Consider the following 12,803-nt stretch of genomic DNA (forward strand, 5'->3'; position numbering starts at 1 on the left):
AGGAGAGACCTGAGGCAGTGTCAGAGGCCCCGGTTACGGTGGCTGGATGAACGGATCGAAGGCACCGGTCGGACCCGATGCGCCGGGCGCGTTGCTCCCCCTCCTCGGCACCGACGAAGAAGTCGTCGCGTTCTTCGCCGCGATCGCGGACCTTGACGCGACGGACCCGGCTGACCATGTGCTGGAAGACGGCATACGGCTCGCATCCGGACTCCGGCTGGAGCAGTTCGCGCGGGCGGGCTCGGGGGACGCGTTCTGCTTCGTCGGCGAGGGCGGCGAGGAACGCCCGGTGGTGTACGTGAGCCTGGACGGCGAGGCAGGACCGCTCGCGCTCGGGCTGCCGGACTTGGTGCGGCTGTGCCTCGTGGCGCCGTGGTGGCGGGACGCGCGCAGGCAGACAGCCGAACAACTCCAGGCGGTCGCCGACGAGTACCGGGAGAGCTGGCCCGACCTCGACCAACGACGCGATCGCGCGGCCCAGGCGCTCGGCCTCGACCCGGCCGGGCTGCCGTCCGAGGCCACGGTCTTGGCCCGGCTCGTGGAGCTCTCCCGGGGGCCGGTCGCTACTGCCTGCCTCGTCGTCGGGTACGAAGGCGATCCGCTCGATCCCCTCTTCGACGTCGCCCCCGGCCACCCCTGACCCGGAATCCCAGCGCATGCCAGCGACCATGTGTGGTCACGCTGGGGCTTCCCTATCCGTCGGCGTCTACGTGGCGGGCCCTCGCCCAGTGGTCCTCGAACTCGGTCCGGGTGATCTCTTGGGCCGCGAGCGCCGGGTCGTAGAGGTCAACGATCGGCGTGTTGAACACCCAGTCGTCGGGGCCGCTGCGCACGGCGGTGCCGTCTTCGGCCAGCTCCACCTGGCGAGTCCGGCGGCCGTCGGGCTCCACTTCCATCAGGTACACGACGGGCTCCTCGTCGTCCTCGTCCCAGCGGCGGCGCAGGTGCACGATGTCCCGGTCCGCGAGGGCGCCGAAGCCCTCGCGTCCGCGCTGTGCGTCACGTTCGGCACGAAGGTCGTCGAGTCCGGCGGGCATGTGGGGAGCGTCGATGTCGACTTCGTCCAGCTCCTTGTCCTCGAACCGGGCCACGATCTCGGGGTCGGTGACGACCTCGACCCAGGCGAACGTTTCGAGGATCTCCCGCTCGGAACGGGCGTGGACCCGCCACCACACACCGCCCATGCCGTAGTCGTGCAGGACGAGGAAGGGGCGTTTGCGTCGCGCGGCGTGGTCACTGGTCATGGGGGCTCCGCCCGGTGGCGAAGGCCTGGGCTACCGCGAGGCTGTCCTCGTAGACGTGGTGTCGCGTGATCAGGCCGTCCTCGACCGTGAGGTGCAGGGCGAACCGGGCGCGGTAGGCGCGGCCGGTGGGGCGGGCGGTCTGGCGGATCTCGCCCAGGACGACCGCGTCGTCGCCGTCGATGAGGATGCGCTCGATCTCGGTGGCCGCCTGCCCGGGCACATGGTGTTCGGCCAGCTCGCGGTAGTGGGCGGCGGCGTCGGCGCGGGTGGAGCGGTGGCGGATCCACGGGGTGGCGGTACGGCCGTGTTCGGTCTCCGGCCAGGCCAGCTTCCAGTCGCCCGGCTCGGCGTACAGCTCCGCGATGCGCTCGGGTTCGCCCTCGGCGATGCGGTGCAGCAGTTCCTCCACGACGGCGCGGGTGGTCGTACCAGTGGTATCAGTGGCTGACGACACGGCTGATCACTCCCTTTTCTTGGCTGCGCCCTACTGTCGCGGAGAGAGCACCGGCCCCGCGATTACCTCCCGGGTCATGAGGCCCACGTCGGGGTGTCGGTGCCCCAGTGGCCGGGTGGGTTGGTCCAGTCGCGGGGAGCGCCGTCGTAGGCGATCGGGGGGAGGGCGTGGCGTAGGCGGCCGTACGGGGATGGGCGCTCGGACAGCCAGGGCTCCGGGGTGTACGGGCCGTCCTGGGGCGGGGTGGGGGTGATGTTGTGGAGGAGCCACGACGCCGTTCCGGCCAGGGAGAAGCGGAGGTGGCGGCCGCCGCCGGTGTCCAAGCGGTCGGCCAGGGCGCGGAGCACGGCGGCGGCGATGAGGTAGCCAGTGCCGTGGTCGAGGGCCTGGGCGGGGAGTACGCCGGGGTGGCCGTCGTCCCCAGCCTCAAGCTGGGCGATGCCGGTTCCGGCCTGGACCAGGCTGTCGAAGCCGCGGCGGTCGGCCCACTCCCCGGTCCAGCCCCAGGCGTTGAGCTGGGCGACGATCAGGCCGGGGTGGTGGGTGAGGAAGCGGTCGAGGGCGCCGGGGCGGTACGCGGTGACCACCACGTCGGCCTGGGCGAGGAGTTCGTCGAAGGTCCGGCGGTCGTGGGGGTCGGTGAGATCGAGGCGGGTCGAGCGCTTGCCGAAGCCGGTGTCGGCGTGGGCGTCGGGGTCCTCGGGGAGGTGCGGGGAGTCGACGCGCAGCACGTCCGCGCCCAGGAGGGCCAGGGTGCGGGTGGCCACGGGGCCCGCGATCACCCGGGTCAGGTCGAGTACGCGGACGCCTGCGGCGGGCGCGGAGGCGAGTGAGCCGAAGCCGAAGGGGTGCGCCTCTGCCGGAAGTGAACGTCCGCACGGGTCTGTGCGGCCCTCGTCGCTGGGCGGCTCCGCCGTGCGTGGCGGCCGGGCACCATCGACCGTCGGCAGGGACTGCCGCCACGCGCCGCTACCGCCGTTCCGTACCTCTCGGTACTCCACCAACGGGAGGGTGCGGACAGGGAGTTCGCCTGGCCGTACGGCTGCCACGGCCAGGGCGCCCGCCGCGTACGCCGTCTCCTGGATTTCGCGGGACGGGCGCTGGGCCAGTTCGGCGGCGAGGGCGTCGGGGTCGCCCTCCTCCGGCAGGCCCAACGCCGAAAGCAGCCTCGCCCGGTGGTGGGGGTAGTTGGCGTGGGTGCGTACCCAGCCGTCCGCCGCGCGCCAGAAGCCGGACAGCGGGGCGAAATTGGTCGGGCGGCGGCCGTCGATGCGCAGATGGCGTTCGCTGACGAACGCGGTGGCGACCGCGCCCTCGTCCACCCGTACGGCGGGGATCCCGCCGCCACCGCGCCGCGCGGCCAGTTCGGCGGCGGCCAGCGAGCAGACCCCGACCGTGGCCCGGGCCAGCTGGCGGACCGGCAGCCGGGCGGGCAGCACGTCGCCCGCCGGGGTGTACGAGACCCGCTCGGCGAGCAACGGCTCGCCGCCCAGGGCGGACCAGGCGTGGGCGGTCGCGGCATCGGGTGTCATGGGGCCATTGTGCCGCCGGGCCCAGCCGGGCCGAGCGTGGCCTCGATGCCCGCGACGATCGTGCGCAGCCCCTCCTCGAAGCGGGACTCGTAGTCGAGGAAGAGGTCCGCGCCGACGGCGCCCGCGAGGGGGTAGTCCGGGCCGATGAGGTCGGCGCGCTCCTCGACGTCGTAGCCGGGGTGGCGTTCGCCCGCCATCGGCTCGACGGCCTGCTCCTCGATCACGAACCCGAGGGTGAAGGCGTACGCGATGAACGAGGCGCGGGCCGCGGCGCCCGGGGTGAAGCCCGCCGCCACGAAGACGCGCAGGTGAGCCTCCATCGAGACGGCGTGGTCGGTGCGGGTGAAGCGGGTGCCGCTGAAGACCTTCGCCCCGTCGCGGTAGCGCAGCAGGGCGCGGCGCAGGGCGCGCTGGGAGCTGAGGAGGCGTCCCTGCCAGGTCGTGGCCTCGTCCGGGTCCGCCGGTTCCTCGGCCAACCGCAGGAAGATCGTGGTGGCCATCTCGTCCAGAAGCGCCTGCTTGTTCTTGAAGTGCCAGTACAGGGCGGGCGCCTGGACGTTCAGCTCCTTGGCGATCCGGCGCAGCGTGAGCCCTTCGAGGCCCACCTCGTTGAGCAGCCGCAGCGCGGTGTCCACCACCTGGTCCCGGTCCAGTCGTGTCGTCGCCATGTGGTCATCCTCCCAGCTCAGCCCCACCCCCCTTGACAACTTAACAATGTTAAGCGCACTCTCGGACGCATGGAACTTAACAACGTTAAGGAAGCGGAAGCGCTGATCATCGGCGCGGGCCCGGCCGGGCTCACCCTGGCCATCGACCTCGCCCGGCGCGGCGTCGCGGCGCGGATCGTGGAGCGGGGCGAGCGGCTGTTCCCGGGGTCGCGCGGCAAGGGGCTCCAGCCCCGGACGCAGGAGGTCTTCGACGACCTCGGCGTCATGGACGCGGTCCGCGCGGCGGGCGGCCCGTACCCGCCGATGATGGGCTGGGAGGACGGACGGCGGCTCGGGGCGTTCGAGATGATCGTCCGTACCGGCCCGGCGCCGGGCACCCCGTACCACGACATCTGGATGCTCCCGCAGTGGCGCACCGCCGAGATCCTGTACGCGCGGCTGCGCGAGCTGGGCGGCGAGGTCGAGTTCGGCGCGGCGTGCACGGGCCTGACGCAGGACGCGGACCGCGTCACCGCGCACCTCACGTACGCCGACGGCTCGACCGGCACCGTACGGGCCGCCTACGCCGTGGCGGCCGACGGCGGCCGCAGCACCGTCCGCAAGGCGCTCGGCATCGGCATGGCGGGCGAGACCGTCGACCCGCACCCGCTGCTCGTCGCAGACGTCACACTGGCAGGCCTGGACCGCGGCCACTGGCACGTCTGGCAGCACGCCAAGGGCGGCGTCCTCGCCCTGTGCCCGCTCGCCGGGACGGACGTCTTCCAGGCGGTCGCCCAGTACGAGGACGCCGACGCCACCCCCGACCCGGCCCCGGAGGCGGTGCGGCGGCTGATCACCGAACGGACGCACCTCACGGAGGCCGAGGTGGGCGAGGTGCGGTGGGCGTCACCGTTCCGGGCCCGGGCGGCGATGGCGGAGCGGTTCCGCGACGGACGGGTCTTCCTGGTCGGTGACGCGGCGCACATCCACTCCCCCGCAGGCGGCCAGGGCCTGAACACCAGCGTCCAGGACGCGTACAACCTGGGATGGAAGCTGGGCGCCGTGCTGCGCGGCGGCGCCGATCCCGTACTGCTGGACAGCTACGAGGAGGAGCGGATGCCGGTCGCCGCCGGGGTGCTGGGCATCAGCACCCGCATCCACCGCGCCGAGACGGAGCGCGCCGCGAAAGCGGGAGGCGAGCCCCGGCGCACGGCGGAGGTGCACCAGCTGGGGCTGACGTACCGGGGCGCGGCGCTCGCGGTCGACCAAAGGCAGCAAGAGGCCACGCTACGGGCGGGCGACCGCGCGCCCGACGCCCCCTGCGCCCTCCCCGACGGCACCCCGTTCCGCCTCTTCGACGCCTTCCGCGGCCCGCATGTGACGGTGCTCGCACTCGGCGGCGCGGAACCGCCCGCCCCCGGCCGCGCGTCCGTGCGTACGTATCGTGTCGGCGGCCCGGCACCCGATCTGCTCGACCCGGACGGACACATCCGCGCCGGATACGGCGATCAGGGGGTCTTCGTCATCCGGCCGGACGGATATCTGGGATACACAGCGGACAGCGCAACCGACCGCACGGCCGAGATGACGGGATATCTGACCAGGTTGGGCGCGTAAGACGATACGACGGGAAACCGCACAGCGAGTACGGATAACATCGCGGGGCGCACATCCATTGACCGCTCTCATACGTCCCTGGCCTTACGGCTTTCCCTCTGGTTGGCCGCGCCGACGGGGACATTTGGAGTATTCATTTGAAAACCACCACCAAGCGCATGCGTCGCCTCTCCGCGCTGAGCGTTCTCGCCGCGGGGGCCGTGCTGTCCTCCGTGGCCGTCGCCCCGGCCGCCCAGGCTGCGCCCGCTGCACCCACGATCACCGCCAAGGGCGGGTACGTGATGAACAACGGGACGGGCAAGGACCTTTACAAGAAGGCCGCCGACACCCGTCTCTCCACCGGCTCCACCACCAAGATCATGACCGCTCGGGTGGTGCTGGCCCAGAAGAACCTGGACCTGAATGCCAAGGTCACGGTCCAGAAGGCGTACAGCGACTACATCGTCGACAACAACTGGGCCTCCTCGGCCCGGCTGATCGTCGGCGACAAGGTCACCGTCCGCCAGCTGCTCTACGGTCTGATGCTGCCGTCCGGCTGTGACGCCGCGTACGCGCTGGCCGACAAGTTCGGCACCGGCTCGACCCGCGCCGCGCGGGTGAAGTCGTTCATCGGCAAGATGAACTCCATGGCCAAGACCCTCAAGCTGAAGAACACGAACTTCGACTCGTTCGACGGCATAGGGCACGGCAAGAACTACTCCACGCCGCGCGATCTGACGAAGCTCGCGAGCAGCGCGATGAAGTACTCCACGTTCCGCACGGTCGTGAAGACGAAGAAGACCACGCAGAAGACCGTCACCAAGAGCGGCGGCTACCGCAACATGACGTGGGAGAACACCAACCCGCTGCTCGGCACCTACTCGGGCGCCATCGGCGTGAAGACCGGCTCCGGCCCGGAGGCCAAGTACTGCCTGGTCTTCGCCGCCACCCGGAGCGGCAAGACGGTCATCGGCACCGTCCTCGCCTCCTCCTCGGTCCCCACGCGCACCACGGACGCGAAGAAGCTGCTGGACTACGGCTTCAAGAAGTAGTCACGCACGCAGCACGTCAGGGGTCTGCTCGCGAACCGCGCGAGCAGACCCCTTCGTCATAGGTCATGTGTCGGTGCAGAAGTGGTCGGTGCCCAACACGGTGAGCAGGGCCAGCTTCTCGTGGCTTTCGGTGCCCGGGGTGGCGGTGATGATGAGCAGCGACTGGCCCTGGTCCGGCTCCAGGAGGGTCTGGCAGTAGAGGCCCAGCTCTCCGACCTCGGGGTGGACGAAGCGCTTGGTCTCGCTCCACCGCGCACCCACCTCGTGTCGCCCCCACAACCGGGCGAACTCGTCGCTGGTGCGCAGCAGGATGTCCGCCAGGTCCGCCGCCGGGGAGTCGGGGCCGTCGCGGGTGACGGCCGTGCGCAGCAGGGCGGCGTTGGTCCGGCTGGTGGTGTCGTGTTCGTCGGGGTGGTAGCGCTCGCGGGCGGCCGGATCGGTGAACCAGCGGTACGTGGCACTGCGGGCGTGGCCGGTGTACTGGGTCTGGTCGCCGAGCAGCGCCACCGCGGACGGCGTCTGCAGCAGCGTCTCGCCCATCGGGCCCATGACCTGCGCGGTGACGTCGGCCAGGCCGTCCATGACCCGCATCAGCCCGGGGCTCACATGCTGGAGCCGCAGGTTACGGCGGGCGGTGCGGTAACCGGCGAGCAGGAACAGGTGGTCGCGTTCGTCCGGGGTCAGCCGCAGACCTCGGGCGATGGCCGCGACCAGCTGCTCCGACGGTTGCGGCCCGTCGCCGCGCTCCAGCCGGGCGAAGTCGTCGGCGGACATGGCGCACAGCTCCGCCACCTCCTCGCGGCGCAGGCCCGGAGCGCGGCGGCGCTGTCCACGCCGCAATCCGACGTCCTCCGGTTGCAGCGCCGCACGCCGGTTGTGCAGGAAAGCCCCCAGGGACGAGCGATCGAACGAATGGTCCATAGCCCCCATCGTGGTCCATATGGCGGTGCTTATCCACGACCCCCCATTCAGTCATTGGACGTATCCTTCCAGTCCTTCCAGCGCCGTGGTGCGGCGAGTTCACTGCTGGAGGCGGCCGGGCACAGCAGTCCGCCGCCCCGGTGCGGCACCGGGGCGGCGGACGTAGGTCGTAGGTCGCAGAGGGTCAGGCCTCGAAGTCCAGCAGCACCTTGCAGGACTCGCGGCGGTCGGCGGCCTGGGCGAACGCCTCCTTCGCCTCCCGCACCGGCCGGACCCCGCTGATCAGCGCGTCGAACGACGGCTCCGCCGCCAGCAGTCGCAGCGCGTCGTCGAACTCCTCGTGGAAGCGGAACGCGCCGCGCAGGTCGATCTCGCGGGCCACCAGGAGGTTTCCGGCGAACGGGCTCTGCCCCGGGGGCAGCATGCCCAGCTGCACGATCACGCCACCGCGCCGCACCCGGTGGAGGCAGGTGTCGAGCCCGGCGGCCACGCCGGACGCCTCGATCGCGACGTCCACCTCGGCAGAGGGCCAGTTCGGGTCGTCCGGGTCGTCGGCCCGTACGCACGCCGTCGCACCGGCCGCCGCAGCGAACTCCAGGGCCCGGGGCAGCACATCGGTCGCGGTGATGCTCGCCGCGCCCGCCGCCCGGGCGGCGGCGATGGCCAGGCAGCCGATCGGGCCGGACCCGGTGACCAGGACATTACGGCCCGCCAGATCGCCCGCGCGGCGCACCGCGTGCAGCGCGACGGACAGCGGTTCGGCGAGCGCCGCGCGGCGCGGCTCCAGCCCCTCGGGCAGCACCCGCAGCTGTCCTGCGGGTACGGCGATACGGGACGCGAAGCCGCCCTGTACGTGGGGGAAGCGCGCCGCGCTGCCCAGGTAGCGGGTGTCGCGGCAGATGTTGGCGCGGCCGCCCGCGCACTCGGGGCACACCCCGCACGGGGTCGCCGGGTGCACGGCGACCGGGGTGCCGGGGGCGGGCCCGCTCGCGCCCTCGCCGTAGGACACGACCGTGCCGACGACCTCGTGCCCCAGCACCATGGGCTGCTTCAGCCGGAAGTCGCCCACGCCGCCGTGCGCGTGGTAGTGAAGATCGGATCCGCAGATTCCGCCGTACCGGATGGCCACCAGCGCCTGTCCGGGCGCCACCTCCGGTTCGGGGAGTTCGTCGACCCGCAGGTCTCCCTGCCCATGGATCACACAGCCCAGCACCATCGCCCAGCCTCCTCAAGTGGTTTCACGGCGTTCACGGGGTTCGCGGGGTTCACAGGACGCTCGTCATGCCGCCGTCTACGTACAGCACCTGCCCGCTGACGAAGTCGGCGGCGGGCGAGGCGAGATAGAGGAGCGCGCCGATCAGGTCCTCGGTGCGGCCCCAGCGGCCCGCCGGGGTGCGGCCGCGGACCCAGGTGCTGAACTGCTCGTCCTCGACGAGCGGCCGGGTCAGCTCGGTCTCGATGTAGCCGGGGCCGACCCCGTTGACCTGGATGCCGTACTGGCCCCAGTCGGCGCACATGCCCTTGGTGAGCATCTTCAGCGCGCCCTTGGTCGCCGAGTAGGGGGCGATGCCGGGGCGTACGACCTCGCTCTGCAGCGAGCAGATGTTGACGATCTTGCCGTGGCCACGGGCGGTCATGCGCCGCGCGGTCTCCCGGCCGACCAGGAACGCGCTGGTCAGGTTGGTGTCCACGATCTGGCGCCAGGCCTCGTCGGTGAACTCCAGCAGCGGTGCGCGGTTCTGCATCCCGGCGTTGTTGACCAGGATGTCGAGCGGGCCGACCCGCTCCTCCACGTCGGCGATCCCGGCGGCGACGGCCGGGCCGTCGGTGACGTCGAAGGCGGCGGTGTGCACGCCCGCCGCCGCGCCGCCGAGTTCGGCCGCGGCCTTGTCCAGGGCCTGCTGGTCGCGGCCGTTGAGGACGACCGTGCAGCCTGCCTCCACCAGCCCGCGGGCGAGCGCGTGGCCGATGCCTCGGCTGGAGCCGGTGACCAGCGCGGTGCGGCCCGCGATGTCGAAGAGCGGATGTGTCGTCATGGCGTTCGTACCCTCTCGGTTCTCAGAATCCCCGGTGTCAGCTCGGTGCTAGATCACCAGTGACAGCAGCAGGACGAAGGCCAGCGCGACGACCGAGATGATCGTCTCCATCACGGACCAGGTCCGCACCGTCTGCCCCACGCTCATCCCGAAGTACTCCTTGACCAGCCAGAATCCAGCGTCGTTGACATGGCTGAAGAAGAGCGACCCGGCGCCGATGGCCAGCACCAGCAGGGCGACGTGTGTGGTGGACATGTCGGCGGTGAGCGGCCCCATCAGCCCGGCGGCGGAGATGGTGGCCACGGTCGCCGAACCGGTCGCCAGCCGGATCGCGACCGCGATCAGCCAGGCGAGCAGCAGCGCGGAGACGTTCCAGTCCTTCGAGATGTCCATGATCATGTTGCCGACGCCGATGTCGATCAGCGTCTGCTTGAAGCCGCCGCCCGCCGCGACGATCAGCAGGATTCCGGCGATCGGGGCGAGCGAGGTCTCCACGGTGGTGGAGATGCGGTCGCGGGTGAAGCCCGCCGCGCGGCCGAGCGTGACCATGCCCACGATCACCGCCGCGAGCAGCGCGACCAGGGGGTTGCCGATGACGTCGGCGACGCGCTGGACGGTGTTCTCCGGGTCGTCCACGGCGATGTCGACCAGCGCCTTGATGAGCATCAGTACGACCGGGAGCAGCACGGTGACCACGGTGGCGGCGAATCCGGGGCGCCGCTCCAGGTCCTCCGAGGGGCGCGTCGGTATCAGCCGGTCCGGCGGGGTGACGTCGACCCAGCGGTCGGCGACGCGCGAGAAGACCGGGCCCGCGATGACGGCGGTCGGCACCGCGATGAGGACGCCGAGCATCAGGGTGACGCCCAGGTCGGCGTGGACCGCGTCGATCGCGGCGAGCGGGCCGGGGTGCGGCGGCACCAGGCCGTGCATCACGGACAGGCCCGCGAGCGCCGGGATGCCGATCCGCATCAGGGAGAGGTTTCCGCGCTTGGCGACCAGCAGCACCACCGGGATCATCAGCACCATGCCGACCTCGAAGAAGAGCGGCAGGCCGATGATCCCCGCGATGAGCACCATCGCCCAGGGCATCGTCCGGGTGCTCGCCTTGGCGAGGATCGTGTCCACGATCTGGTCGGCGCCGCCGGAGTCGGCGAGCAGCTTGCCGAGGATCGCGCCGAGGGCGATCAGCACGCCGACGCCCGCGACGGTGTCGCCGAGCCCGCCGGAGAAGCTGGTGATGACCTTGTCGAGCGGGGCCCCCGCGATGGCGCCGAGCGCCAGTGAGCCGATCGTCAGCGACAGAAACGCGTGCAGCTTGGTTTTGGTGATGAGCAGGACGAGAACGGCTATGCCGACGAGGACGGCTATGCCCAGCTGTGCGTGACCGGCCGACGTGATCGGGTCGACGGTGTCCGCTGCCAGCAACTCGGCGCTGAGTCGTGTCACGGAGGGGTTCCTAACGTGCGCTACTGGTGTCCGGGCTACCGCTGCCGCAGTGCGGCGACGGCGTGCTCGGTGACGGTCTCGGGGCCCGGCTCGATGTCCACGGCGACGCCGTTCTCGTCCGGCTGGAGCGGCTCCAGGGTGGCGAGCTGCGAGTCGAGCATCGCCCCGGAGAAGAAGTGGTCCTTGCGCTCCTGCATCCGGTCCGCGATCAGCTTGCGGTCGCCGGTCAGATGCAGGAAGACGACCCCGGGCTCGGCCGCGCGCAGCCGGTCCCGGTAGCTCCGCTTGAGCGCGGAGCAGCTGACCACGCCGCCGTGGGCCACGTGCTCATGGGCCCAGGCGCCGATGGCGTCCAGCCACGGCCTGCGGTCCTCGTCGCCCAACGGGGTACCGGCCGACATCTTGGCGATGTTGGCCGGCGGGTGGAAGTCGTCGGCCTCGGCGTACGGCACACCGAGCGCGTCGGCCAGCAGGGGGCCGACCGTGGTCTTGCCCGTGCCGGACACTCCCATGACGACGACCAGGGGGGCATGCATGTGGAAAACCTCGCTGTCTGCTCCGGTGCTGCCGTCTGTCTCGGCTGTCTGCCTCGACTGTCGTTCTCGACCTCGGCACCGCTGGCAGCACACTCAACCCCACTGATACGACGTATTCAAGAGTTCGTGATGTAAAAGTCATACTTAAACGCTGCGGGGCGGCCACGTAGTCTGACTCCATGGACACCCCCATGGACAACCAGGGGCCCACGACAGGGCGGGGACTGCACGCTCGGCTGCTGGCATCCCTCGGCCCCGCGATCACCGCGGGCGACTACCCGCCGGGCACCGTGCTCCGCACCGATGAGCTGGAGCGCCGCTTCGACGTCTCCCGGACCGTGGTCCGCGAGGCGGTGCGGGTCCTGGAAGCCATGCACCTGGTCCGCTCCCGCCGCCGCGTGGGGGTGACCGTCCTCCCGCCGGAGGAGTGGGACGTCTTCGACTCGCAGGTCATCCGCTGGCGGCTGGCGGGCCCCGACCGCCCCCGCCAGCTGCGCTCCCTGACCTCCCTGCGCTCGGCCATCGAACCGGCCGCCGCCGCCCTGGCCGCCGAGCACGCCACCGCCGCCCAGTGCGCCGAGCTGACCGAACACGCCCTCAACATGGTCGCCACCTCGCGCGGCCAGCAGCTCCCCGCCTACCTCGTCCACGACGTGGCCTTCCACCGGACGATCCTGCGCGCCTCGGGCAACGAGATGTACGCACGGCTGGGCGACGTGGTCGCCGAGGTACTGGCGGGCCGCACCGAGCACCGCGTGATGTTCACCGACCCGGACCCGGAGGCGGTCACCCTCCACGTCCGGGTCGCCGAAGCCATCCGCGCGGGCGACCCGGAGCGCGCCGAGCGCTACACCCGCGAGATCACCGTGGGCGCGATGCGCGAGCTGGACATCCTGGCGCCGTAGCGCGTGGCCTTACGGGCGGACGTACGGCCGGGTCAGGATCTCCAGGTTGTGGCCGTCCGGGTCGCCGAAGTAGGCGCCGCGGCCGCCGAAGAGGGTGTTGATCTCGCCGGGTTGGGTGTGGCTGGGGTCCGCGTAGTAGGTGACCCCGGCCGCCTCCAGGTGGGCGATCATGCCGTCGAAGCGCTCCTCGGGGACGAGGAAGGCGTAGTGCTGCGACTGGATCGGCTCGTCGCGCTTCTCGTAGTAGTCGAGCGTGACGCCGTTGCCGAGGTCGACGGGGAGGAACGGCCCGAACGGGGCCCCTACCTCCAGGCCGAGGACGGTGGCCAGGAACTCGGCCGACAGCGTGCGGTCGTAGGCGAATATGACGGTGTGGTTCAGCTGGATGTCGTTCATGTGAGGTCTCTCCGGTGTCGTCGTGGTCGCGGTGCGAA

The 12,803-nt window shown here is 71.4% G+C and carries 14 protein-coding genes; 4 read left to right on the forward strand and 10 right to left on the reverse strand.

Annotated features, from left to right (window positions below; all coding sequences use genetic code 11):
- The first annotated feature begins 46 nt into the window (after positions 1 to 46).
- Positions 47 to 640, forward strand: a complete 594-nt coding sequence (locus ACFV9T_RS11460) for a hypothetical protein (protein ID WP_385438671.1) — start codon at positions 47 to 49, stop codon at positions 638 to 640.
- A 52-nt stretch (positions 641 to 692) separates the two neighbouring features.
- Here ACFV9T_RS11460 and ACFV9T_RS11465 read toward each other — a convergent pair whose 3' ends face one another.
- The 4 genes from ACFV9T_RS11465 to ACFV9T_RS11480 form a co-directional block, all read right to left on the reverse strand.
- Positions 693 to 1,244 carry a hypothetical protein gene (locus tag ACFV9T_RS11465; protein ID WP_385438674.1) on the reverse strand — a complete coding sequence of 184 codons (552 nt, stop codon included), beginning with the start codon at positions 1,242 to 1,244 and terminating at the stop codon, positions 693 to 695.
- A complete protein-coding gene (locus tag ACFV9T_RS11470) occupies positions 1,234 to 1,698 on the reverse strand; it encodes a nuclear transport factor 2 family protein (RefSeq protein WP_385438676.1) in 465 nt (154 codons plus the stop codon). Before ACFV9T_RS11470 ends, ACFV9T_RS11465 begins: the two co-directional genes overlap by 11 nt.
- A 74-nt stretch (positions 1,699 to 1,772) precedes the next feature.
- On the reverse strand, positions 1,773 to 3,230 hold the full coding sequence (locus tag ACFV9T_RS11475; protein WP_385438678.1) for a CoA transferase: 1,458 nt from the start codon (positions 3,228 to 3,230) through the stop codon (positions 1,773 to 1,775).
- A complete protein-coding gene (locus ACFV9T_RS11480) occupies positions 3,227 to 3,898 on the reverse strand; it encodes a TetR/AcrR family transcriptional regulator C-terminal domain-containing protein (protein WP_385438680.1) in 672 nt (223 codons plus the stop codon). The genes ACFV9T_RS11475 and ACFV9T_RS11480 overlap by 4 nt, the downstream gene beginning before the upstream one ends.
- A gap of 69 nt (positions 3,899 to 3,967) precedes the next feature.
- Between ACFV9T_RS11480 and ACFV9T_RS11485 the strand changes: the two genes are divergently transcribed.
- Positions 3,968 to 5,494, forward strand: coding sequence for an FAD-dependent oxidoreductase (locus ACFV9T_RS11485; protein WP_385438682.1), 1,527 nt, complete (start codon positions 3,968 to 3,970; stop codon positions 5,492 to 5,494).
- A gap of 158 nt (positions 5,495 to 5,652) precedes the next feature.
- On the forward strand, positions 5,653 to 6,525 hold the full coding sequence (locus tag ACFV9T_RS11490) for a D-alanyl-D-alanine carboxypeptidase family protein (protein ID WP_385438684.1): 873 nt from the start codon (positions 5,653 to 5,655) through the stop codon (positions 6,523 to 6,525).
- Between the two features lie 63 nt (positions 6,526 to 6,588).
- Here ACFV9T_RS11490 and ACFV9T_RS11495 read toward each other — a convergent pair whose 3' ends face one another.
- From ACFV9T_RS11495 to ACFV9T_RS11515, 5 genes are all read right to left on the reverse strand, one after another.
- On the reverse strand, positions 6,589 to 7,455 hold the full coding sequence (locus tag ACFV9T_RS11495; RefSeq protein WP_385438687.1) for a helix-turn-helix transcriptional regulator: 867 nt from the start codon (positions 7,453 to 7,455) through the stop codon (positions 6,589 to 6,591).
- Positions 7,456 to 7,630: 175 nt separating this feature from the next.
- Positions 7,631 to 8,662 carry an L-idonate 5-dehydrogenase gene (locus ACFV9T_RS11500; protein WP_385438689.1) on the reverse strand — a complete coding sequence of 344 codons (1,032 nt, stop codon included), beginning with the start codon at positions 8,660 to 8,662 and terminating at the stop codon, positions 7,631 to 7,633.
- Between the two features lie 49 nt (positions 8,663 to 8,711).
- Positions 8,712 to 9,482, reverse strand: a complete 771-nt coding sequence (locus ACFV9T_RS11505) for a glucose 1-dehydrogenase (protein WP_385438692.1) — start codon at positions 9,480 to 9,482, stop codon at positions 8,712 to 8,714.
- A gap of 48 nt (positions 9,483 to 9,530) precedes the next feature.
- Positions 9,531 to 10,928: a gluconate:H+ symporter gene (locus ACFV9T_RS11510; protein ID WP_385438694.1), complete on the reverse strand. Its 1,398-nt coding sequence runs from the start codon at positions 10,926 to 10,928 to the stop codon at positions 9,531 to 9,533.
- Between the two features lie 35 nt (positions 10,929 to 10,963).
- Positions 10,964 to 11,464 (reverse strand): gluconokinase, encoded by a 501-nt coding sequence (locus ACFV9T_RS11515; RefSeq protein WP_385438697.1) that lies wholly within the window; start codon positions 11,462 to 11,464, stop codon positions 10,964 to 10,966.
- 191 nt (positions 11,465 to 11,655) lie between these two features.
- Between ACFV9T_RS11515 and ACFV9T_RS11520 the strand changes: the two genes are divergently transcribed.
- A complete protein-coding gene (locus ACFV9T_RS11520) occupies positions 11,656 to 12,369 on the forward strand; it encodes a FadR/GntR family transcriptional regulator (protein WP_385438982.1) in 714 nt (237 codons plus the stop codon).
- Positions 12,370 to 12,378: 9 nt separating this feature from the next.
- Here ACFV9T_RS11520 and ACFV9T_RS11525 read toward each other — a convergent pair whose 3' ends face one another.
- Positions 12,379 to 12,765 (reverse strand): VOC family protein, encoded by a 387-nt coding sequence (locus ACFV9T_RS11525; protein WP_385438700.1) that lies wholly within the window; start codon positions 12,763 to 12,765, stop codon positions 12,379 to 12,381.
- Positions 12,766 to 12,803 lie beyond the last annotated feature (38 nt).

The organism is Streptomyces sp. NPDC059850, from assembly GCF_042731515.1.
GTDB lineage: Bacteria > Actinomycetota > Actinomycetes > Streptomycetales > Streptomycetaceae > Streptomyces.

Excerpts from the sequence above, each read along its gene's own strand:
- ACFV9T_RS11460 (WP_385438671.1), top strand. The coding sequence starts at position 47 with ATGAACGGATCGAAGGCACCGGTCGGACCCGATGCGCCGGGCGCGTTG.
- ACFV9T_RS11465 (WP_385438674.1), bottom strand. The coding sequence starts at position 1,244 with ATGACCAGTGACCACGCCGCGCGACGCAAACGCCCCTTCCTCGTCCTG.
- ACFV9T_RS11475 (WP_385438678.1), bottom strand. The coding sequence starts at position 3,230 with ATGACACCCGATGCCGCGACCGCCCACGCCTGGTCCGCCCTGGGCGGC.
- ACFV9T_RS11480 (WP_385438680.1), bottom strand. The coding sequence starts at position 3,898 with ATGGCGACGACACGACTGGACCGGGACCAGGTGGTGGACACCGCGCTG.
- ACFV9T_RS11485 (WP_385438682.1), top strand. The coding sequence starts at position 3,968 with ATGGAACTTAACAACGTTAAGGAAGCGGAAGCGCTGATCATCGGCGCG.
- ACFV9T_RS11490 (WP_385438684.1), top strand. The coding sequence starts at position 5,653 with ATGCGTCGCCTCTCCGCGCTGAGCGTTCTCGCCGCGGGGGCCGTGCTG.
- ACFV9T_RS11495 (WP_385438687.1), bottom strand. The coding sequence starts at position 7,455 with ATGGGGGCTATGGACCATTCGTTCGATCGCTCGTCCCTGGGGGCTTTC.
- ACFV9T_RS11500 (WP_385438689.1), bottom strand. The coding sequence starts at position 8,662 with ATGGTGCTGGGCTGTGTGATCCATGGGCAGGGAGACCTGCGGGTCGAC.
- ACFV9T_RS11505 (WP_385438692.1), bottom strand. The coding sequence starts at position 9,482 with ATGACGACACATCCGCTCTTCGACATCGCGGGCCGCACCGCGCTGGTC.
- ACFV9T_RS11515 (WP_385438697.1), bottom strand. The coding sequence starts at position 11,464 with ATGCATGCCCCCCTGGTCGTCGTCATGGGAGTGTCCGGCACGGGCAAG.
- ACFV9T_RS11520 (WP_385438982.1), top strand. The coding sequence starts at position 11,656 with ATGGACAACCAGGGGCCCACGACAGGGCGGGGACTGCACGCTCGGCTG.
- ACFV9T_RS11525 (WP_385438700.1), bottom strand. The coding sequence starts at position 12,765 with ATGAACGACATCCAGCTGAACCACACCGTCATATTCGCCTACGACCGC.